The 20,080-nt window shown below is 71.1% G+C and carries 18 protein-coding genes; 11 read left to right on the plus strand and 7 right to left on the minus strand.

Annotated features, from left to right (window positions below; all coding sequences use genetic code 11):
* Positions 1–4 precede the first annotated feature (4 nt).
* The 4 genes from OU416_RS07690 to OU416_RS07705 form a co-directional block, all read right to left on the minus strand.
* Positions 5–1,414 (minus strand): AMP-binding protein, encoded by a 1,410-nt coding sequence (locus tag OU416_RS07690; protein WP_270926146.1) that lies wholly within the window; start codon positions 1,412–1,414, stop codon positions 5–7.
* Entirely contained in the window at positions 1,411–2,031 is a 621-nt protein-coding gene (locus tag OU416_RS07695; protein ID WP_270926147.1) for an acyl carrier protein, read from the minus strand. Before OU416_RS07695 ends, OU416_RS07690 begins: the two co-directional genes overlap by 4 nt.
* Before the next feature lie 44 nt (positions 2,032–2,075).
* Positions 2,076–3,371: a beta-ketoacyl [acyl carrier protein] synthase domain-containing protein gene (locus OU416_RS07700; protein ID WP_270926148.1), complete on the minus strand. Its 1,296-nt coding sequence runs from the start codon at positions 3,369–3,371 to the stop codon at positions 2,076–2,078.
* Between the two features lie 417 nt (positions 3,372–3,788).
* Entirely contained in the window at positions 3,789–4,163 is a 375-nt protein-coding gene (locus tag OU416_RS07705; RefSeq protein ID WP_093357271.1) for a PH domain-containing protein, read from the minus strand.
* Positions 4,164–4,382: 219 nt separating this feature from the next.
* On the opposite strand from OU416_RS07705, the gene OU416_RS07710 reads away from it, so the two are divergent.
* The 5 genes from OU416_RS07710 (at position 4,383) to OU416_RS07730 (ending at position 9,309) form a co-directional block, all read left to right on the plus strand.
* On the plus strand, positions 4,383–4,922 hold the full coding sequence (locus OU416_RS07710; RefSeq protein WP_270926149.1) for a DUF6368 family protein: 540 nt from the start codon (positions 4,383–4,385) through the stop codon (positions 4,920–4,922).
* Between the two features lie 213 nt (positions 4,923–5,135).
* On the plus strand, positions 5,136–6,200 hold the full coding sequence (locus tag OU416_RS07715) for a LacI family DNA-binding transcriptional regulator (protein ID WP_270926150.1): 1,065 nt from the start codon (positions 5,136–5,138) through the stop codon (positions 6,198–6,200).
* A 60-nt stretch (positions 6,201–6,260) separates the two neighbouring features.
* The gene (locus OU416_RS07720) at positions 6,261–7,559 is read left to right on the plus strand and encodes an MFS transporter (RefSeq protein WP_270926151.1); all 1,299 of its coding nucleotides are present in this window, start codon (positions 6,261–6,263) and stop codon (positions 7,557–7,559) included.
* A 29-nt stretch (positions 7,560–7,588) separates the two neighbouring features.
* Positions 7,589–8,353: an SDR family oxidoreductase gene (locus OU416_RS07725; protein ID WP_270926152.1), complete on the plus strand. Its 765-nt coding sequence runs from the start codon at positions 7,589–7,591 to the stop codon at positions 8,351–8,353.
* Between the two features lie 23 nt (positions 8,354–8,376).
* A complete protein-coding gene (locus tag OU416_RS07730; protein ID WP_270926153.1) occupies positions 8,377–9,309 on the plus strand; it encodes a BKACE family enzyme in 933 nt (310 codons plus the stop codon).
* A gap of 14 nt (positions 9,310–9,323) precedes the next feature.
* Here the strand turns inward: OU416_RS07730 and OU416_RS07735 are convergent, their stop codons facing one another.
* Positions 9,324–10,043 carry an alpha/beta fold hydrolase gene (locus OU416_RS07735; protein ID WP_270926707.1) on the minus strand — a complete coding sequence of 240 codons (720 nt, stop codon included), beginning with the start codon at positions 10,041–10,043 and terminating at the stop codon, positions 9,324–9,326.
* Positions 10,044–10,168: 125 nt separating this feature from the next.
* Positions 10,169–11,422 carry a glycosyltransferase gene (locus OU416_RS07740; RefSeq protein ID WP_270926154.1) on the minus strand — a complete coding sequence of 418 codons (1,254 nt, stop codon included), beginning with the start codon at positions 11,420–11,422 and terminating at the stop codon, positions 10,169–10,171.
* Positions 11,423–11,610: 188 nt separating this feature from the next.
* On the opposite strand from OU416_RS07740, the gene OU416_RS07745 reads away from it, so the two are divergent.
* The 3 genes from OU416_RS07745 (at position 11,611) to OU416_RS07755 (ending at position 15,383) form a co-directional block, all read left to right on the plus strand.
* The gene (locus OU416_RS07745) at positions 11,611–12,165 is read left to right on the plus strand and encodes a hypothetical protein (protein ID WP_270926155.1); all 555 of its coding nucleotides are present in this window, start codon (positions 11,611–11,613) and stop codon (positions 12,163–12,165) included.
* A gap of 53 nt (positions 12,166–12,218) precedes the next feature.
* A complete protein-coding gene (locus OU416_RS07750) occupies positions 12,219–12,833 on the plus strand; it encodes a TetR/AcrR family transcriptional regulator (RefSeq protein ID WP_270926156.1) in 615 nt (204 codons plus the stop codon).
* A 114-nt stretch (positions 12,834–12,947) separates the two neighbouring features.
* Positions 12,948–15,383, plus strand: coding sequence for a PEP/pyruvate-binding domain-containing protein (locus tag OU416_RS07755; protein ID WP_270926157.1), 2,436 nt, complete (start codon positions 12,948–12,950; stop codon positions 15,381–15,383).
* A 90-nt stretch (positions 15,384–15,473) separates the two neighbouring features.
* Here OU416_RS07755 and nhaA read toward each other — a convergent pair whose 3' ends face one another.
* On the minus strand, positions 15,474–16,736 hold the full coding sequence (nhaA, locus tag OU416_RS07760) for a Na+/H+ antiporter NhaA (RefSeq protein ID WP_270926158.1): 1,263 nt from the start codon (positions 16,734–16,736) through the stop codon (positions 15,474–15,476).
* A 176-nt stretch (positions 16,737–16,912) separates the two neighbouring features.
* Between nhaA and OU416_RS07765 the strand changes: the two genes are divergently transcribed.
* From OU416_RS07765 to OU416_RS07775, 3 genes are read left to right on the plus strand one after another with little or no spacing between them, the layout of a single operon-like run.
* Positions 16,913–17,557, plus strand: coding sequence for a TetR/AcrR family transcriptional regulator (locus tag OU416_RS07765; protein ID WP_270926159.1), 645 nt, complete (start codon positions 16,913–16,915; stop codon positions 17,555–17,557).
* Positions 17,550–18,461, plus strand: a complete 912-nt coding sequence (locus OU416_RS07770) for an ABC transporter ATP-binding protein (RefSeq protein ID WP_270926160.1) — start codon at positions 17,550–17,552, stop codon at positions 18,459–18,461. The genes OU416_RS07765 and OU416_RS07770 overlap by 8 nt, the downstream gene beginning before the upstream one ends.
* Positions 18,458–20,059, plus strand: a complete 1,602-nt coding sequence (locus OU416_RS07775) for a hypothetical protein (protein ID WP_270926161.1) — start codon at positions 18,458–18,460, stop codon at positions 20,057–20,059. The genes OU416_RS07770 and OU416_RS07775 overlap by 4 nt, the downstream gene beginning before the upstream one ends.
* Positions 20,060–20,080: the final 21 nt, after the last annotated feature.

Genomic DNA, 20,080 nt, shown 5'->3' on the forward strand with positions numbered 1-20,080 from the left:
GGCGTCAGCTCCCGAGTTCGGCGTGCAGGGCTCGCCGGTCGACCTTGCCGTTGGCGTTGAGCGGCAGCTGGTCGAGCACGGTGATGCGGCGCGGCAGCATGTAGGGCGGCAAGCGGTCGCCTAGCGCGGCGTAGAGCCGCTCGGGTGCGCACTCGGTTCCGCTGACCGCGGCCGCCAGCTCCAGCGAGCCGTCGTCGGCCGGGACGGCGAGGGCGATCGCGTCGCGGACTCCGGGCAGCTGCCGCAGCACCGCTTCGATCTCGCCCAGCTCGATCCGGTGGCCGCGGACCTTGACCTGCTGGTCGGTGCGCCCCAGGTGGATCAGGACGCCGTCCTGCACCGCCACCCGGTCGCCGGTGCGGTACCAGCCGCCGGGCGCGAAACGCCCTTCGTCGTTCGCCGGGTCGAGGTAGCCGCCGAAGCGCTGCGGGCCGCGCAAGCACAGCTCACCGCAGTCGGCCGGGGCACCGTCGTCGTCCAGCACCAGGTGTTCCAGCTCCGGGTAGCAGGTCCCGATCGGCGCGATGCCGTTGGGCGTGTCCGGCCAGTCCGCCGGGTCGGCGGGCAGCCGGTACGAGGTGCAGGTGACGGTGAGCTCGGTCGGGCCGTAGACGATCTCCACCTCGCTGCCCGGCGCGGCCGCCTTCCACCGGCGCACCGCGTCGAGCGGGACGGCTTCACCGCCGAACAGGCTCCACTCCAGGGTCGGCATGCTCGCCGGTTCGAGGCTGCCCAGGCGCGCGGCGAACGAGATCAGCGAGGGCACCGAGAACCAGTGCGTGATCCGCAGGGCGTTGACCATCCGGACCGGCGCGAGCAGCTGGCCGCGCTGCGGCACCACCAGCGCGCCGCCCTGCGACCAGGCGACGAACAGGTCGTGCACCGAGCCGTCGAAGGTGAGCTCGAAGTTGCCGGAAACCCTGCTGCCGGGCCCGATCCCGTACCGGGAGGCCACCTGCCGCAGGTAGGCGGCGAGGTTGCCGTGGGTGGTCGGCACGCCCTTCGGAGTCCCGGTGGAGCCCGAGGTGAAGATGATGTAGGCGATGTCGTCCGGCACGACCTCCCGGGCACCGGCCGCGGGCACGATCTCCGGTGCCCCGTCTGCCGATTCGGTGATCAGCAGGTCGATCCCGGCGGCTTCGACGACGCCGCGGGTGCGCGGTGCCGGGTGCTCCGGGTTGAGCGGCACGACGGTCGCCCCGGCTCGCAGCGCGGCGAGGTATCCGACGTAGGCGGTCACCGAACGGCTCGCCAGCAGCCCGATCCGGCGCGTCCCGGCCAAGCGCCCGGCCAGCAGTTCTGCCCGGTCGCGCAGCTCGGCGTAGGTCAGGGCCTCCCCCGCGACCTCCAGCGCGGTGGAGTCGCCGAAGGTGTCGGCGGAGCGGGCGAACCAGTCGTAGGCGTGCTCGGTCATCGCGCCGCCACCTCCAGTTCGCTGGTCCACCGGCGCAGGTCGCCGACGGTGCGCAGCCGGTCGAGCGCGGCGAGGTCGACCTCGCGGCCGATCCGCTTCTCCAGCTCGATGATCAGCTGGAGCTTGGCCAGCGAGTCGATGCCGATGTCGGCGAGCGTGGAATCGGCGTGGAAGTCGGTGCGGCTGTGCCTGCCGAGGATCCAGGTCGCCAGGTCGTCCTCGTCGTGCTGCTCGCCGGGCCAGTAGCGCTTGGTCTGCCACGGGTAGGTGGGCAGCGGGACGAACGCGCCCTCGCCGCCGAACACCTCGTCCCAGTCCAGCGCGCCACCGGCGTGGTAGCGGTAGGCGATCTCGGTCATGGCGGGATCGGCCGGGCCGCCCGTTCCGCTGAGCGCGTCGATCAGCTCCGCGTGCGAGCGCCCGACGACCGCGAGGCGGTGCTTGAGGTGCTGGCGGCGCATCGCCGCGCTGCGGCAGATGTCGCGCAGTGCGAACGCGGCTCCCGGCCCGCCGGGCGCGAGGTAGGCGGCGTACGCGCGGGCCAGCGCGGCGAGCGCGTCGGGCGTTTCGGCCGACAGGGCGAGCAGCTGCGGCACGTCGGTTCGCTCGTCCGTCACCTGGGGCTTCGGTGCTGCTGCCTGCAGCAGCACGACGTGCGCGTTCAGCGCGGTGGAGCCCTGCGCGGAAACCCGGCGACGGCGGGGCGTCCGAGCTCGGGCAGTTCGCGCAGCCCGGCCGGGATCTCCAGCGGCAGCTCGTCCCAGGCCACCGCCGGGTTCGGCGTTGCGGCGTGCAGGCTGGCCGGGATCTGACCGTGCTCCAGGCACAGCACCACCTTGATCAGCCCGGTCAGGCCCGCCGCGGCCTCCGCGTGCCCGATGTTGGACTTGACCGACCCCACCAGCAGCGGCCGGTCGGCGGCCCGCCCGGCACCCAGGACCTGGCCCAGCGCGGTGAGCTCCAGCGGGTCCAGCAGCGGCGAACCGGAACCGTGCGCCTCCACGTAGTCCACATCGGACGGATCGATCGCGGCGTCCGCGTAGGCCCAGCCCAGCACTTCGCGCTGCCCGGTCAGCGACGGGTTCAGCACCGTGTCGCTGGTGCGGCCGTCGTTGCCGATCGCGCTGCCCGCGATGACGGCCCGCACCCGGTCGCCGTCGGCGAGCGCGGCGGCCAGCGGCTTGAGCACGACGACGGACACCGCGTCGCTGGGCGAGTGGCCATCGGCGTGGGCCGCGCCGAACTTGCTGCGGCCGTCCCGGGCCATGCCACCGGCCTGCGACATCATGACGCCTTCGTGCGGCCGCAGCGGGAGGTTGACGCCCGCGACGAGCGCGAGCGGGCTCTCCCCGGCACGCAGGCTCTGCACCGCTTGGTGCACCGCCACCAGCGACGACGAACAGGCGGTTTCCACCACGACGCTGGGCCCGCGCAGGTCGAAGAAGTGCGACACCCGGGCGGGCAGCAGCGAGCGGACGTTGTTGAACTGCGCCGCGGTCGCCGCCTTCAGCCCCTGCTGGAAGGCGTTCTCCAGGTAGTCCGCTCGGGAACTGCCGACGAAGACGCCCGTCCGGCTGCCCGCCAGCAGGTCGGGGCGCTGGCCCGCGTCCTCCAGCGCTTCCCAGGCCGTCATCAGCAGCAGCCGCTGCTGCGGATCGAGTTCGACCGCTTCGGCCGCCGACATGCCGAAGAACTCGGCGTCGAAGTCCGCCACGCCGTCGACGTAGCCGCCGCGCCGCGCGGCGATCTTGCCCGGCACCGCCCCCGGCGCGTGCAAGGCGTCGGCGTCGTAGCGCTCCGGCGGCGTCGCACCGGTGGCGTCGACACCGGTGCTCAGCAACTCCCACAGCTCGTCGGGACCGGTCGCGCCGGGAACCCGGCAGGCCATCCCGATCACCGCCACCGATCGCACGTCGGCCGCCGTCCCCCGAGCGACGAATCGTTCGTGTACCCCCATGCTTGCCTCTCCTCGTTTCGTGGCTCGAGCAGCCGCGGCGAGAGCACGGCGCGGACCGCGAAGAACGGCCCCGCAGACGTCCGGTTCCACCCCCAGAACGCGGAACACGGCTGCTCGGCGAGAAACGATGGCACCCCCCGAACGGAGCAACAACCCGATTGCGCCCCACCGCCGTCCCGGGATGAGAAGGTGCCGCTGACCAGTGTTTTCACGTCTCCCCGGGACACCACGACCGCAGGACGACCACGCGCCGAGCCCACCGGAGGACGACAAAAGCCCCGACCGACGGACACCATCGGCCGGGGCTTCCACGCGTCAGGTGGTCCTCGCGTCCGCGGATCTTCAGACCGCGGCGGAGAACCGGGCCGACCGGATGTCAGCGCGGTCGGCGATCCGCTTGAACCAGGCCTGCCCCGGTCAGCGGATGAAGGTGCTCAGGAGGGCTTGGACCTCGTAGACGTCGACGCCCTTGCCGAACTGCTTCGCGATCGGTTCGGCCGTGCCGGAGAGCCAGATCTTGAGCTCCGCGTCGAGGTCGAAGGTGCCCGCGGTCTCCACCGAGAAGTGGGTGATCGCGCGGTACGGGATCGAGTGGTACTCGACCTTGCGGCCGGTCACGCCCTGCTTGTCGACGAGGATCAGGCGCCGGTCGGTGAACAGGAACGAGTCCCGGATCAGCTGGTAGGCGGCGTGGATCTCCTCCCCCTGCGCCAGCAGGCGCCCGAACTCCTGCGCCGCCGCCCGCGGATCGGTCCGCGAAGCATTGCCCATCATCCCGCCGAAAAGTCCCACCCGAGCTCCCCATCCAAGATCCAACGCTCTACGACCACCGTACCGAAACTCCGGAGGCCCGTGCGGTCACGAGGAACCGACCGCGCACGCGTTGCCGCACCTGTGGTCTCTCGGCACGGCTCGTGCGTTGGCACCGGTTCCTGGAAGACCAGGCCGGTCGGACTCGGCGTGGGAAGAACTGACCGGTGTTGGGGCCCACCGGCGAGCTAGGCTCCCGGCATGGCTGGTCCGGTGCTGGTGATCGAATTGGCGGAGCCGGTCTCCGCGGCTGCGCTGGGCGAGTTCCGCGCCTCGGTGCAGGGGCTCTCCACCCGCTTCGAGCAGCTTCGCCCCGGGCGCTTCGACGTCAACGTGCCGGTGGAGCGCTTGGGCCTCGAACCGCAGGGGCTCGACGGCCATCGGCCCTTCCTCGTCCACCTGATGGGACCCGGTGTCGGCGACGAGGACACCTTCGAGGCCGAGCACGCGGACGAGCCCGAGGTCGAGGCGGCCCTCGGCTTCAAACCGACCCATGCCGTCAACGTCAGCGCCGGTTGCAACCGCAGGATCGACCACGTGGCCACGGCGCTGCTGACCGCCGCGATCGTCGACGTCCTCGGTGGTGCGGTGTCGGCCGAACTGCTGGACGGGCAGCAGCCAGTGGTCACGGGACTTCCTGGTGTGCTGGGGGTCGTCGGCGAGGCGTGCCCGACGGTGCTCGGCACGGCGGAGTTCTTGAGAGCCTGGGTCGGCCAGCCCGGCTTCGGACTGGTCAAGTAGTCACCGCACCTGGTGGTGCGTCCGCAGCAGCAGGTCGTCTCACCGGACGACCGCACATCGTCAGCGTCCCGTCGCGGAACGTCGCAGCGGGTTCCCGGTGGCCGTTGCGCTGCTGGTCAGGATGGGTGCGGGCTTAATGTTGCTTAACGTTCAGCGGGCGACTTAGGTTCTGGCTGGATCGGAGATCCGCATCACGTCAAGGGAGACTCGGCTGTGGAGATCGCGACTCGTCGCTCCGCGCGCCGACCGGGCACCGTCTCGGCGGCCGCGGTGGCTCGCGCCGCCGGTGTGTCCACCGCCGCCGTCTCCTACGTGATGAACGGCAAGGGCGGGGTCGCACCGGCCACCCGCCGGCACATCCTCGCCGTCGCCGACGAGCTCGGTTTCCGCCCGCCGAACCGGGGGAAGCCGGCCGACCCGAACCGGACCCGCGTGATCGGGCTGGTGCAACCCAACATCATCAACCCGACCTACCCGCGGTTCGCGCAGAGCATCGTGTCCGCGGCCGCCGAAGCCGGGTACGAGGTGTTCGTCGCGACCACCCAGGACGACCTGCGGACGCTGGGGAAGGTCTCCACCAGCCTGGTGCACCGCAACGTCGACGGGGTCGTCCTGAGCGCCGCGTTCCGGGAGGACGCCACCGCGCTGCGGACGCTGCGCGCCGCCCGGATCCCGTACGTCTACCTGTCGCGGCGGTCCCAGCACCTGGAAGGCGACTTCGTCGGCATCGACGACGCCGCCGCGGCGACGTCGCTGATGGAGCACGTGCTGGCGCACGGCCACACCGACATCGCCGTCGTGATCGGACCGCGGTTCTCCTCGGCGTCGCTGGCGCGGGAGCAGGCCTTCGTGTCGACCGCCCGCGCGCACGGCATCGACATCAGCGGCGACCGCAAGATCAGCACCGAGCTCGACAGCGATGGCGGCCGCCGCGCGGCGGCGCGGCTGTTCGCCCGCGACGACCCGCCGCGCGCCGTCCTGTGCGGCAGCGACGAGCAGGCGATCGGCATCCTGGAGTACGCCGTCGACCACGGCATCCGGGTGCCCGAGGACGTCGCGGTGACCGGGCACGACGGCATCCCGCACAGCATGTCCGGGCTGATCGGGCTCACCACCGTGATGCAGCCGCACGAGGAGATGGGCCGCGAGGCCTTCGGAATGCTGCTCAAGCGCATGGAAAAACCGTCCAACAGCTACCAGTCGCTGGTGTGCGCGCACCGCCTGCACATCGGCCGCACCTGCGGTTGCGCACCGAAGGCCGACGATTCCCGCCGCTGAGAAGCGGATCCCCAACGCCCGAGCTTCCTGCAAGCCTGGAACGGAACTGAAGGTCACGCCATGCCGAAAAACGCCGCGGAACCGGTGGTCCGCCCGCCGCGCGAGCTGAACAGAGTCATCTTCCGGAAGCTGCTCCCGCTGCTCATCGGGGCCTACATCATCAGCTTCCTGGACCGGACCAACATCGGTATCGCCAAGGAGCAGCTGCAGATCGACCTGGGCATCTCCGCCACCGCCTACGGGATCGGCGCCGGGCTGTTCTTCATCACCTACTCGCTGGCGGAGATCCCGTCGAACCTGATCCTGCACCGGGTCGGGGCGCGGTTCTGGATCACCCGGATCATGATCACCTGGGGTCTGATCTCCGCCGGGATGGCCTTCGTGCAGGGCGAGTGGTCGTTCTACGTCATGCGGATGCTGCTCGGCGCGGCCGAAGCGGGCCTGTTCCCGGGCGTCATGTACTTCCTGACGCAGTGGTTCACCCGCGCCGACCGCGCCAAGGCCAACGGCCTGTTCCTGCTCGGCGTGTCCACGGCCAGCATCCTCGGTCCCCCGCTGGGCGCTCTGCTGCTCGGCCTCGACGGTCTCGGCGGCATGCACGGCTGGCAGTGGATGTTCCTCATCGAGGGGCTACCGGCCTGCCTGCTCGCCTACGTGGTGTGGAAGAAGCTGCCGGACCGGCCGGACCAGGCGAAGTTCCTGACCGCGGCCGAGGCCGAGGACCTGCAGCGCCGCATCGCCGCCGAGGACGAGGCGGGTGCCGAGGCCTCCGGCACGCACAGCATGCGCCAGGTGTGGCGGGACAAGCAGATCCTGCTGGTGGTGGCGGTCTACCTGTCGCAGCAGATCGCGGTGTACGCGCTGTCGTACTTCCTGCCGTCGATCATCGGCACCTACGGCGAGCTGTCGACGCTGCAGATCGGATTGCTGACCTCGGTCCCGTGGATCTTCGCCGGGCTGGGCGCGTTCCTGGTGCCGCGGTTCGCCACCAGCGGCGGGCGATCCCGCGGGCTGATCAGCATCACGATGGGCGGGATCTGCGTCGGCTTCGCACTGGGCGCGGTCTCCGGCCCGGTCGTCGGGCTCATCGGGTTCTGCCTCGGCGCGTTCTCGTTCTTCGCGATGCAGCCGATCCTGTTCACCTTCCCGGCGTCCCGGTTGAGCGGGGCGACGCTGGCCGGTGGCATCGCGTTCGTCAACACCATCGGGCTGTTCGGCGGGTTCCTCGGTCCGTACGTGATGGGCGCGATGGAAGACCTCACCGGCAGCAAGTTGTCGGGCCTGTGGTTCGTGGTCGGCGTGTGCGCCGTCGGCACCGCGCTGTCGTGCTTCCTCAAGTACGGCGAGAAGCGCTCGTGACGCAGGACTTTCCAGAAGGGGTGCGAGAAGTGGATTTCACGGGGAAGCGGGTGCTCGTCACGGCGGGCGCGGACGGCATCGGGCTGGCCATCGCCGACCGGTTCGCCGGGCTGGGGGCCCGCGTGCTGGTCACCGACATCAACGAGGACGCGGTCCAGGCCGCCCGGGCTCGCGGGTTGGCCGCCCTGGTCTCGGACGCCTCGATCGAAGCCCGGGTCGAGGAGCTGATGGGGGCCGTGCGCGCGGAGCTCGGCGGCCTGGACGTGCTGGTCAACAACGCGGGCATCGCCGGTCCGACCGGGCCGGTGGAGACCCTGGACAGCGCGGCGTGGGCGCGGACCTTCGAGGTCAACGTGCACAGCCAGTTCTACTGCGTGAAGCACGGGCTGCCGCTGCTGCGCGAGTCGGCGGGGGCGTCCATCGTGAACCTGTCCTCGGCGGCCGGCCGGCTCGGCATGGCCGGGCGCAGCGCGTACTCGGCGTCGAAGTGGGCGGTCGTGGGCTTCACCAAGACGCTGGCCATCGAGCTCGGCCCGGAGGGGATCCGGGCGAACGCGATCTGCCCCGGCGCGGTCGACGGCCCCCGCATCCGCGCGGTCATCGAGGCCAAGGCCGAGATGCTGGGCAGGCCCGTGGCCGAGATCGCGGCCGCCTACCAGGACCAGTCGTCGATGCGCCGGCTGGTCACCGCCGAGGACATCGCGGACATGGCCGCGTTCCTGGCCAGCCCGCTCGCCCGCAACGTCAACGGCCAAGCGATGGCCGTCGACGGAAACACCGAGAAGCTCTACTGATCCACCGTGGAGGTCTGACGCGGATGCCAACCAACCGCAAGGTCATCATCACGTGCGCGGTGACGGGCGCGATCCACACCCCGTCGATGTCCGAGCACCTGCCGGTCTCGCCCACCGAGATCGCCGAGGCCGCACTGGGCGCGGCCGAGGCGGGAGCGGCGATCGTGCACCTGCACGCCCGCGACCCCGAGGACGGCAGGCCGTCGCAGGATCCCGCCCACTTCGAACCGATCCTGACGCAGCTGAAGGCCCACACCGACGCGGTCGTCAACATCACCACCGGCGGCTCACCGCACATGACCGTGCAGGAGCGGATGCGCCCGGCCGCGGTGTTCGAGCCCGAGCTGGCGTCGCTGAACATGGGCTCGATGAACTTCGGCCTGTACCCGATGCTGGAGCGCTTCACCGAGTTCCGGCACGACTGGGAGCGGGAGGCGCTGGAGAAGAGCCGGGACCTGGTCTTCAAGAACACCTTCGCCGACATCGAGGCGATCCTGGCCATCGGCGCGGCCAACGGCACCCGGTTCGAGTTCGAGTGCTACGACATCGCGCACCTCAACAACCTGGCGCACTTCGCCTCGCGCGACCTGGTCCGGGGCCCGCTGTTCGTGCAGTCGGTCTTCGGCCTGCTGGGCGGCATCGGTGCGCACCCCGAGGACCTGATGCACATGCGCCGCACCGCCGACCGCCTGCTCGGCGACTCCTACCAGTGGTCGATCTTGGGCGCCGGCCGCAACCAGATCCCGCTGGCCACCATCGGCGCGGCCCAGGGCTCGCACGTGCGCGTCGGCCTGGAGGACTCGCTGTGGATCGGCCCGGGCGAGCTGGCCAAGACCAACGCCGACCAGGTGACCCGCATCCGCACCGTGCTGGAAGCCCTGAACCTGGAGGTCGCCACCCCCGACGAAGCCCGCGAGATCCTCCAGCTCAAGGGCAAGGACCAGGTCGGCTTCTGATCCGGCGGGCCGGGTCAGTCGCGGCCTGCTTCGACGATCTTGTCCGCCAGTCCGGACGGATCGGCCAGCAGGGTCTCGTGGCTGCCCGGCATCTGGGCCAGCCGGTACTGCCCGAGCCTGGCGGAGAGGCGCGGGTGCCAGGCCCATTCGCCGGGCGGCAGGGCGATGTCCTCGGTGCAGTTCAGGTACGACTTGGGCAGGTCCAGCCGGTGGAACTCGGCCAGTTCCAGGATGTCCTGCAGCGGGCGGAACGGCTCCGGGGACAGCGTCCGGTACGTGCGCTGCGCGGTTTCCAGGTCGGCGTCCTGGATGAAGGCCTCCCGCCACAGCGGGAAGGGCAGCTGGATCGTGTTGTCCGTCGATTCCTCGGCGAGCCGCCGGAACAGCGTCCGGTAGTGCGGCGGGCAGTCGTCCAGCAGGCATTGGCCGGGCAGCGGCACGAAGGCGTTGCAGAAGACCAGGCGGCGCAACCGGTCGGGAACCTTCTCGGCGACACCGGCGATGACCGAGCCGCCGAAGCTGTGCCCGACCAGCACCACGTCGGCGAGCTCCCCGGCCACGATGAAGTCCACGATGGAATTCACGCAGTCCTCGTGACCGACGTCCTTGTCGACCCCGTGGCCGTGCCCCGCGATGGTCGGCGCGTGAGCGACGTGCCCGAGCGATTCGAGCCGTTCGACGACCCCGGCCCAATGCGATCCGTCGTGCCAGGATCCGTGCACCAGAACGAACATCACCACGATCGCACCTACCCGCTGCGACAGGCCCCCGCCCGTCGAGCGTAACGACCGCGGGCGTTCCCGGTCAGCCGCCGAACACCGCGCGACCGCACGCCCTTTCAGCGGATCCGGGATGCAACTCAGGCCGCGATGCGCTCCAGCACCCCGACCGCTGCTCGCACACCGTCTTCGGATCGCACGCGTTCACCGATCGCGCGAGCGCTGTCGTTCAAGGGCTGGCTGGTGACGGCTTCGGTGATCGCTCGCGCCAATGCGTCGGCGGTGAGGCGCTTCTGCGCGATGGGCGCCGTGCCCACTCCTGCTCGCGCGGTCAGACCGCCCCAGAACGGCTGGTCCGCGACGAACGGGCACACGACCTGGGGACGTCCGGCGGCGAAGGCCGCGCCAGTGGTACCGGCTCCGCCGTGGTGCACGATCGCCGCGGTCCGGGGAAACAGCGCCGCGTGATCGACGTCGTCCACGACGAGCACGTCGTCCGAGCTCTGGTCGATCCTCATTCCGCCCCAACCGGTTCCGGCCACCAGGCGTCGCCCCGCTCGCCGTGCGGCCGCCAGCACCACCGCTCCGGTGCGCGCGGGATCGAGCCCCGACATCGAGCCGAACCCGGCGTACACCGGCGGGGCGCCCTGCGCCAGGAATTCCTCGACCGCCACCGGCAGCGGCTCCGCGGCCGACGGGAGGTTCCAGTACCCGGTGGTCACCGCGGAGTCCGGCCAGTCCGCAGGCGTTGGCAGCACGGCGGGGCTGAACGCGTGCAACACCGGCGCCGGTCCACCGTCAGGACGACGCAGCGGATCGTGCCTGCCCGGGCGGGGTGGCAGCTGGAGGGTTCGGGCCCGCCAGCGGTCCACCACGCGGTGGAACATCAGCGCGGGCAACTTCATCCCGGCGTAGCTCGCCCTGTTCACCGCTCCCGGAACCCAGCCGGGCAGCGAGACCGCCGGCCAGGCGAACTCGCGCGTGGGCACGTACATCGGCAGCGGCAGGGCGAGCACGGCAGGAACGCCCAGCGCTTCCGCCACGTGCTGACCGGCGATGATCTGCCCGTTGTGCACGACCACGTCGGCGTCGCGGGCAGCTGCCGCCCAGCAGTCCTCGAGCACCTGCGCGAACATCGCGGGCATCGTGCGCACCTGCCGCAACCGCGCCCGCGCGCCGCCTTGGACCACCGCACCCGCGGTGTCGCCGTCGAGTTGGCGCATCGGCCCGTCGTCCACGCCCGCGAACGGCACTCCGCGGTCGGCCGCGAAGCCCGCGAACCGGTGGGGCGCGACGACGACCGCCTCGTGCCCGGCGTCCGCCAAACCCCGTGCCAGAGCGAGGAACGGCTGCACGTCGCCCCGCGTTCCCAAGGTCATGAGCAACGCCTTCACGTGTCCTCCTGCGCGCTGTGCACGGCTCCCGCAACGGCCGGTCGGGTGCAGGTGAGCATATGGACTTTTCGGGATTTTCCGAACACCGCGAGCCGTCAGGATTCCGTCAACGGACAGCAGGCCGCCGGCGGAGACATCGAAGCGGCAGAGCCGGACAGGACTTGAAAACAAAAAGACAATTTGTTTTTATGTTCACGCCAGCGGCGGGTTCCGCCCGCCCGCGGACGAAGGAGTTCATCGTGGACCTGATCACCGACTTCCTGGCCTGGGCGTGGCCGCGGCACCTCAACCCGATCAGCTGGTACGTCCGGCCGCTGTTCTTCCTGCCGATCGCCTACTTCTGCTGGACGCGGCGCCCGCTCTGGCTGGCGGTGACGATCGCGGCGATGGTGTCGAGCTTCTTCTGGTTCCCCGCACCGACCGAGATCGATCCGCGGATCGCGGGCGTGCTGGAGATGGAGAAGCAGCTGTTCACCGACCCGACGTGGATCACGTGGGTGACGTTGCCGCTGATCCCGGCGCTGATCGCCGGGCTGTGCGCCGCGTTCTGGCACCGCTCGCTGGGCTGGGGGCTGGTCGTCATCGACGGCGGGCTCGCGCTGAAGATCGCCTGGACGATCGCCAACTCGGGCACCGACGGGCTGGCGACCGTCGTCCCGCTGGGGCTCGGCGCGGTGGCCATGACCGCCGTGATCGTCGTGATCGCTCGCCGGCGAGGACTGCGGCTGGCCCTGCGGTCCTGATCGCACGCCCACCTGAAACCATGTGGACGACCGTTCGCAGCAAGGAGTCAGCGATGCCGCCAGCGTTCTCGGCCGAGGAGAAGGCCCGCATCACCGGGGAGCTCATGGACGCCGGGCACCGGCTGTTCACCGCCCAGGGACTGCGCAAGACCTCGTTGGACGAACTCGTCGCACCGGCCGGGATCGCCAAGAGCAGCTTCTACGCCTTCTTCGACTCCAAGGAAGCGCTGTACCTGGAACTGATGCTGAAGCAGACCGGCGAGGTCAAGCGGGCGGTCATCGACCGGGCGCTGCTCACCGAAGACGACACCGGCGACGCGCTGCGCCGGTTCCTGCGCGCCACCCTCGGCGAGCTGACGACCAACCCGCTGTGGCGGCGGCTGATGACCCACCCCGAGGAGATGCAGGCGGTCGCCCGCAAGCTCGACCCCGAGCGGGTCACCGCGATGACCGACAACCCGGTCACCGCGCTCACCCGCTACGTCGAGGAGCAGCGGGACGCGGGCCGACTGGTCGAAGCCGACACCGAGGTCGTCATCGGCGTGCTGCAGTGCGTGCTGCTCGTGCCGATGTTCGGCGAACGGCTCGGGGAACCGGCCCTGCGCGACAGGGTCCTCGACTTCCTGATCGACCTCGTCGCCGACGGCCTCACCAGCAGGAAGGGATGACGAGCCGTCGCGGCGTTCCCAAGGCCGCTGACTCCGGCTAGCCTGATCTCCTCGGTTCCGCGGGGAACCGGTGGTGTGCCGGGAAGCCTGGTCGGCGTGGCGAGAGGAGCTGTCATGCCGTCCGGACGAGGTGCTGTCGTGGTCGATCTCGCCGAGGTCGACGCCGGGATGACCGAGCTGGTCGGCGGCAAGGCCGCCGCGCTCGGCGAGATGCTGCGCGCCGGGTTCCCGGTGCCGGACGGGTTCTGCGTGACGACGCGGGCTCACCGGTCCGGGGCGGTCCCGGCCGCGGACGTTCTCGACGCCTACCGGAGGCTGGGTTCCGGGCCCGTCGCCGTTCGATCCAGCGCCACCGCCGAAGACCTCCCGGACGCCAGCTTCGCCGGGCAGCACGACACGTTCCTCGACGTCGACGGGCCGGAAGCGCTGCTCGAAGCCGTTCAGCGGTGCTGGGACTCGTTGCACGGCGAACGCGCGGTCGCCTACCGCGAGGCGAACCGGATCGACCACGGGCCCGTGCGCATGGCCGTCGTCGTGCAGCGGATGGTCGACGCCGGGACCGCAGGTGTCCTGTTCACCGCCAACCCGCTCACCGGTTCCCGGGCGGAGATGGTCGTCGATGCCGCACCTGGGCTGGGCACCGCCGTCGTCGACGGCAGCGTCAACGCGGATCACTACGTCCTCGGCAACGCGGTCGCCGACACCGGCGGCTGTCTCGGACGGGCCGAGCTGACGGCGTTGCGCGAGCTCGGTTCGCGGTTGCAGGAGCACTTCGGGATCCCGCAGGACGTCGAGTGGGCCTTCGATCGCAGCGGGACGCTGTGGGCGCTGCAATCCAGGGCGATCACCACGCTGTTCCCGCTGCCGCCTCCCTCCGGCGGTTCGCAGCCGCGCGTCTACTTCGAGATGGGGCACATGCAGGGCATGCTCCGGCCGTTCACGCCGCTCGGGATGTCCGCGATGCGGCTGGCGGCCGAGATGTGGTTGGGCCCCTCCAGCGCGAAGACGATGACGAACACCTGGATCGTCGACGTCGGCGGGCACCTCTACGCGGACTGGACCGACTTCCTGCGCAGCAGGTGGACCCGCAAGCAGATCCCGGCGATGATGCGCACCTACGGGCCGCGGTGCGAGGCGATCGCGCTGCGCTTGCTGGAAGATCCGCGGTTCGCCCCGCAGCGCGGGATGCCGCTGCGCCTGCCGTGGCTGAAGCTCGTGCGGCTGGTTCCAGCCGCGGTGGCCGGCATCGGCGGTTCGCTCGCCCGGCCGGAGGCGGCTCGGGCACGGGCTTTCCACCGCGTGGAGGAGATCCGGCGCGAGTCCGCGACGGCATCACGATCGATCGGCACCGCCGAGCGGTTCCGGCTCGCGGAGAAGGCGCAGGAGGTCTACGCGGGCCGGGAGATCGCGGACGTCATCTGGCCGATGATGACCGGGTTGCTGGTCGACCGGATCGCCCGCGGTCTGCTCCGGGACATCGCCGGGGAGACCGAGCTCGACACCGTGCTGCGCGGGCTGCCGCACAACATCACCACCATCATGGATCTCGCGCTGTGGCAGGTGGTGCGCGATCTCGACACCGCGCAGCGCGAGCTGCTGAGCAGCACACCGCCCGCCGAGCTGGCCGACCGCTACCGGAACGGCGAGCTGCCGGACATCGGCCTGACCTCGTTCCTGGCCGAGTACGGCAACCGCTGCGCCGCGGAGGTGGACATCGGCGTGCCGCGCTGGGCCGAGGACCCGGCACCCGTGTTCGCCGCCATCGCCAACTACCTGAAGATCACCGACCAGCAGGCACCCGACGAGCGGTTCGCGCGGGCCGCCGAGCAGGCCGAGGCGGCGGTCGGGGCGCTGACCGCGCGTGCTCGGCGGCGGCATCCGGTCCGCGGGCGGCTCGCCGGTTTCCTCCTGCGCCGCACCCGCCAGCTGACCGGCCTGCGAGAGCTCGCCAAGTTCGCTTGGGTGCACCCGCTGGCCGAGATGCGCAGGCAGCTGCTGCTGGCCGGCGAGGACCTGGCCGCCAACGGCGTGCTCGACCGCCCCGGCGATGTCGTGTTCCTGGAGCTCGAAGAGATCCGCGCCGCGATCGCCGGATGCGACCAGCGGGAGCTCGCACGTGCCCGCAAGGCCACCTACCAGCGAGAGATCACCCGGCGGCAGGTCCCCGTGGCGCTGCTCTCCGACGGCACCGATCTGGAAGCGATCGCCCCGCGGGCAGCGGCGGACGGGGCGTGGACCGGGCTCGGGGCTTCGCCGGGAACCGCCACCGGCCGGGCGCGGGTGATCCTCGATCCCGCCGGGGCGCGCATCGAACCCGGGGAGATCCTGGTCGCCCCGACCACCGACCCCGGTTGGACACCGCTGTTCATGACCGCGGCCGGGCTGGTCACCGAAACCGGATCTCCGATCGCGCACGGGCCCACCGTCGCCCGCGAGTACGGCATCCCGGCGGTCATCTGCGTCCGCGACGCCACGCGACGCATCGAAACCGGGCAGCTCATCACCGTCGACGGCACCGCGGGCACCATTACCCCGGGGGCCATCGGCTGAGCACACCGCCGCCGCTCGCGGAGGAGCCCGGCGACGCGGTTCGGATCCGGCTGGAAGAGCCGTCGCCACCTCCAGCCGGATATCGATCCGTCAGCTCGTGCTGCTCACCTCCGCACCTTCCAACCGCCGGTATGCGCGGTTGCGCGCGCTGAGCACGATCGCGGCCAGGACGGCCGCGATCAGCGATCCCAGCAGAACGGCGGTCTTGACGTAGTCACCGCGCGGATCGCCGGCGTCGAAGGCCAGCTCCCCGATCAGCAGGGAGACGGTGAACCCGATGCCGGCGAGCAACGCGACCCCGACGATGTCCCACCACGACAGCCCGGGGTCCAGCCGAGCCCGCGTGCACTTGGCCACCACGAAGGTGGATCCGAAGATCCCGACGAGCTTGCCCAGCACCAGCCCGCCCACGACCCCGAGGGCGACCGTGCTGGTCATGGCCCCGACCAGCGCATCGCCCCGCAAGGACACCCCGGCGGCGAACAGCGCGAACAGCGGCACCGCCACACCGGCCGAAACGGGGCGCCAGAGGTGTTCCAGGTGCTCGGCCAGCCCGGTGGACTCGCCCTCGCGCGCGACGACGGGAACGGTGAACCCGAGCAGCACTCCGGCGATCGTGGCGTGCACCCCCGATGCGTGCACGAAGTACCAGGCCAGCAACGCGAGCGGGATCAGCGCCCACCACGAGGTCTTCCGCCGCTGCACCAGCAGCCCGAACAGCGCGATCGGCACCAGGGCGGCTGCCAGCACGCCCAGGTTGAACTCATCGGTGTAGAAGATCGCGATGACCGCGATCGCCAGCAGGTCGTCGACCACGGCGAGCGTGAGCAAGAAGGCCCGCAGCGAGGTCGGCAGGTGCGAGGCGATGACGGCGAGCACGGCCAGGGCGAACGCGATATCGGTCGCGGTGGGGATCGCCCAACCGCGCAGCGCCGAGCCGCCCGCGCCGATGTTGAGCGCCACGAAGATCAACGCGGGCACGAGCATGCCGCCGATCGCAGCCACGACCGGGACCGCGGCCCGCCCGGGATCGCGCAGATCACCGGCGACGAACTCGCGTTTGAGCTCCAGGCCCACGATGAAGAAGAAGATCGCCAGCAGGCCGTCGGCCGCCCAGTGGGCGAGGTCGAGGTCCAGGCCGAGCGCGGCCCCGCCGGGCCACGGGACGAACGAGCGAACGGCCTCGTAGGCCTCGCCCCACGGCGAGTTGATCCACACCAGCGCGAGCACCGCCGCTACCAGCAGCAGAGCTCCCCCAACGGACTCCGCGCGCAGGATCTGGGACACGGTGCGCGCCTCGGTGCCGGACAGGCGTGCGAGAAGACCACGCCGGGAAGGGGTCTTTTCCTCCATGCGGAAACCCATCTGATCGGAAGCACGGACTGACTCGCCGACCAGACTTCCCGGCACACCCATGAACATTCTACGCAAAACGGGCAGGCGGCCCTCACCCCACCCGCATCGACGAGGCGGCCCGCGATCCGCCCATACACTTGTATTGCTTATTGGTCATCTGTATTGTCCCGCCCATGGGAACACCTTCAAGCAGGGACGACCCGCGTGCCGAAGACCTGACGGCTCGTGCGCGGATCCGCGACACGGCGATGCGGATGTTCGCCGACCGGGGCGCCGACGGGACGTCGATGCGGGCGGTCGCTGCGGAGGCCGGGGTTTCGATCGGGCTCGTCCAGCACCACTTCGGCTCGAAGGCCGGGCTGCGCAAGGCATGCGACGACTTCGCGATCGGCAGCATGCTCGACGAGGCGCGGGCAGCGGCGAGCAGCGGCGATCCGTTCACCACGCCGATGAACCGCGAGGTGGACGAGCTCGTCCTCCGGTACCTCGGCCGCGCGCTGATCGACGGATCCACGACCGCAGCCGAGCTCTTCGACGCCGGTGCCGAACTGGCCGAGTCCTGGTTCGCCGCCAACTGGCCGGAACGGTTCGGACCGGACGAGGCCGGAGCGGCCCGGGCCCGGGCCGCTGCCGCCGCCATGTCGGCGATGCACCTCGGGCCCATCGCACTGCACTCGCACCTGTCGCGCCGGCTCGGCGTGAACGCTCTCGACGACGAGAACCGCGCGCTGATCCCCACCGCGATCACCGACGTCTACCAAGCGATGGCGACGTTGTTCGACAACGCCCAGACCTCCCGAGGAGCGGAACATGAGTGAGGTCGTCCAGATCGAGGGCCTCGTGAAGAGCTTCGGCCGGGCCAAGGCCCTGGACGGACTGGACCTGAGCGTCTCGGCCGGTCAGATCCACGGTTTCCTCGGTCCGAACGGGGCGGGCAAGTCCACCACCATCCGGATCCTCCTCGGACTGATGCGCGCCGACGCCGGCGAAGCGGCGGTGCTGGGGCGCGACCCGTGGTCCGATGCCGCCCAGCTGCACGCGCAGCTGGCGTACGTGCCCGGTGACGTCACGCTCTGGCCGAGCTTGACCGGGGGCGAGGTGATCGACCTGCTCGGCCGGATGCGCGGCTCGGCCGACGCCGGACGCCGCGATGAGTTGATCGAGAGGTTCCAGCTCGACCCGGGCAAGCGGTGCCGGACCTACTCGACCGGCAACCGGCAGAAGGTCGCGCTCGTCGCCGCCCTGTGCGCCGACGCCGAGCTGTTGATCCTGGACGAGCCGACCTCCGGCCTGGACCCGCTGATGGAGGAGGTGTTCCGGGCATGCGTGCGGGAGGCCGCCGCGGAAGGGCGAACCGTGCTGCTGTCCAGCCACATCCTCTCGGAGGTCGAAGCGCTGTGCGACCAGGTGACGATCATCCGGGACGGCCGGGTGGTCGAGCGCGGTTCGCTCGCCGACCTGCGTCACCTGTCCCGCACGTCGGTCCACGGCGTCCTCATCGGTGACCCGGCGGCGCTGGGCGCCCTCCCGGAGATCCACGACCTGCAGATCGACGGCGCGCACGTCCGGTTCGAGGTCGACGCCGGCCGGCTCGACCCGGTGCTCGCCCGGCTCGCGGCGATCGGCACCTCCCGCCTCGTCGTCGAACCGGCGAGCTTGGAGGAGCTGTTCCTCCGCCACTACGACCGGTCCGCCGGGAAGAACCTGGAGGAGGTCCGGTGAAGGGCGCCGAATTCGCCGGTACGGCGGGGCTGGTCCGCCTCATCCTCCGCCGCGACCGATTGCTGATCCCGCTGTGGCTCCTGCTCAGCCTCTCCGCCCCGCTCGCAGGCGCATCGGGAGTCGCGACCACCTACTCGACCGCGGCAGACCGCAGGCACCGGTTCGAGCAGGTCGAGGGCACGCCCATGTTCGTCATCTTCCAGGGACGGGCCTTCGGCGACACCACCGCTGCGCTGAGCGCGCAGCAGGGGTTCGCGACAGCAGTGCTGATCGCCGCGCTCGGTGCCGCCCTCCTGGTCGCCAGGCACACCCGCGGCGAGGAAGCGGCCGGGCGGCGCGAACTCCTCGGATCGACCGTGACCGGCAGGCACGCACCGCTGGCCGCCGTGATGGCCGTGATCGGTGCCGCCGGAATCGTCATCACCGTCGCCGGCGCTCTCGCCCTGATCGGCTTCGGGTTACCGGTTCCGGGGTCGTTCGCGATGGGCAGCACCGGTGGCGCGGCGGCCTGGCTCGGCGCGGCGTTCGCGGCGGTGGCGGCCCAGCTCACCACACGATCCGTGATCGCAGGCGTCAGCGCGGCGGGCGTCATCTACGCGATGCACTTCCTGCGCGGCGTCGCGGCCATCAGCGGTGACTCGGCGGCCTGGTCGGTGTGGCTGATCCCGAACGGATGGCTGGAGGAGATCCGCCCGTACACCGCCGACCGGTGGTGGCCGCTGGCACTGGCGGTGGCGCTCTCGATCGCGCTGGTCGTGCTCGCCGCCCGGCTCTCGGCTCGTCGGGACATCGGCGGCGCACTGCTCGGTTCGCGGCCCGGCCCGGTCACCGCGCCCGAGTGGTTGCGCAGCGACCTGGCACTGGCGCTGCGGTTGCACCGCCCCGACGTGATCGCCTTCTCCGCGTTCCTGCTCGCGATGGGGCTCGCGCTCGGCGCAGGTGGGTCCGGTGCGATGGCCGAGTACGGGCGCTCGGCCTGGGTGCAGGCGTACGCGGCCGCGATGCTGATCGACGATCCGGCCGACGCGCTGTACGTCTACGTCGTGTTCTCCTTCGTCTTCGTCACCGGAATCCACGCGGTGCTCACCGTGCTTCGGCTGCACCGGGACGAAACCTCGGGCATCGCCGCGAACCTGCTCGGCGGCCCGCTCGGCCGCGTGCGGTGGGCGCTCGGCCAACTGGCCGTCGCGATGGCGGCCCCGGTGGTGCTGCAGTTCGCGATGGGCCTGGGCTTGGGCCTCGGCACCTGGGCAGCGACCGGCCGCGTGGACGAGCTCGGCCGACCGCTGGCGCTGACCATGCCCCTGGTGATCGCCGTGTGGGTCATCGTCGCGATCGCCTTCGCCGCGTTCGGCCTGCGCGCCCGCACCGCGCCGCGGGTGGGCTGGACCGCGCTCGCGATCGGGATCGCCGTCGAGATCGCCGTCAAAGCCGGTTCCCTGCCCGAATGGCTGTACCGCGCAACATCGCCGTTCGCATCGATCAGCCCGTACTTCCAACCGACGCCGCTGACCTACACCGGGCTGCTGGTGTTCACCGCGGTGCTCGTCGCGGTCGGATCGATGGCCATCAAGCGGCGCGACCTGGCCACCGGCTGACTCCTCCCCCAGCAGTCACCC

It is taken from the genome of Saccharopolyspora indica (assembly GCF_027853965.1).
Taxonomy (GTDB): domain Bacteria; phylum Actinomycetota; class Actinomycetes; order Mycobacteriales; family Pseudonocardiaceae; genus Saccharopolyspora; species Saccharopolyspora indica.

Coding starts and splice junctions, on each gene's coding strand:
- OU416_RS07735 (WP_270926707.1), bottom strand. CDS start 10,043: ATGTTCGTTCTGGTGCACGGATCCTGGCACGACGGATCGCATTGGGCC.
- OU416_RS07700 (WP_270926148.1), bottom strand. CDS start 3,371: ATGGGGGTACACGAACGATTCGTCGCTCGGGGGACGGCGGCCGACGTG.
- OU416_RS07710 (WP_270926149.1), top strand. CDS start 4,383: ATGGCTGGTCCGGTGCTGGTGATCGAATTGGCGGAGCCGGTCTCCGCG.
- OU416_RS07770 (WP_270926160.1), top strand. CDS start 17,550: ATGAGTGAGGTCGTCCAGATCGAGGGCCTCGTGAAGAGCTTCGGCCGG.
- OU416_RS07730 (WP_270926153.1), top strand. CDS start 8,377: ATGCCAACCAACCGCAAGGTCATCATCACGTGCGCGGTGACGGGCGCG.
- OU416_RS07720 (WP_270926151.1), top strand. CDS start 6,261: ATGCCGAAAAACGCCGCGGAACCGGTGGTCCGCCCGCCGCGCGAGCTG.
- OU416_RS07750 (WP_270926156.1), top strand. CDS start 12,219: ATGCCGCCAGCGTTCTCGGCCGAGGAGAAGGCCCGCATCACCGGGGAG.
- OU416_RS07755 (WP_270926157.1), top strand. CDS start 12,948: ATGCCGTCCGGACGAGGTGCTGTCGTGGTCGATCTCGCCGAGGTCGAC.
- OU416_RS07690 (WP_270926146.1), bottom strand. CDS start 1,414: ATGACCGAGCACGCCTACGACTGGTTCGCCCGCTCCGCCGACACCTTC.
- nhaA (WP_270926158.1), bottom strand. CDS start 16,736: ATGGAGGAAAAGACCCCTTCCCGGCGTGGTCTTCTCGCACGCCTGTCC.
- OU416_RS07745 (WP_270926155.1), top strand. CDS start 11,611: ATGTTCACGCCAGCGGCGGGTTCCGCCCGCCCGCGGACGAAGGAGTTC.
- OU416_RS07765 (WP_270926159.1), top strand. CDS start 16,913: ATGGGAACACCTTCAAGCAGGGACGACCCGCGTGCCGAAGACCTGACG.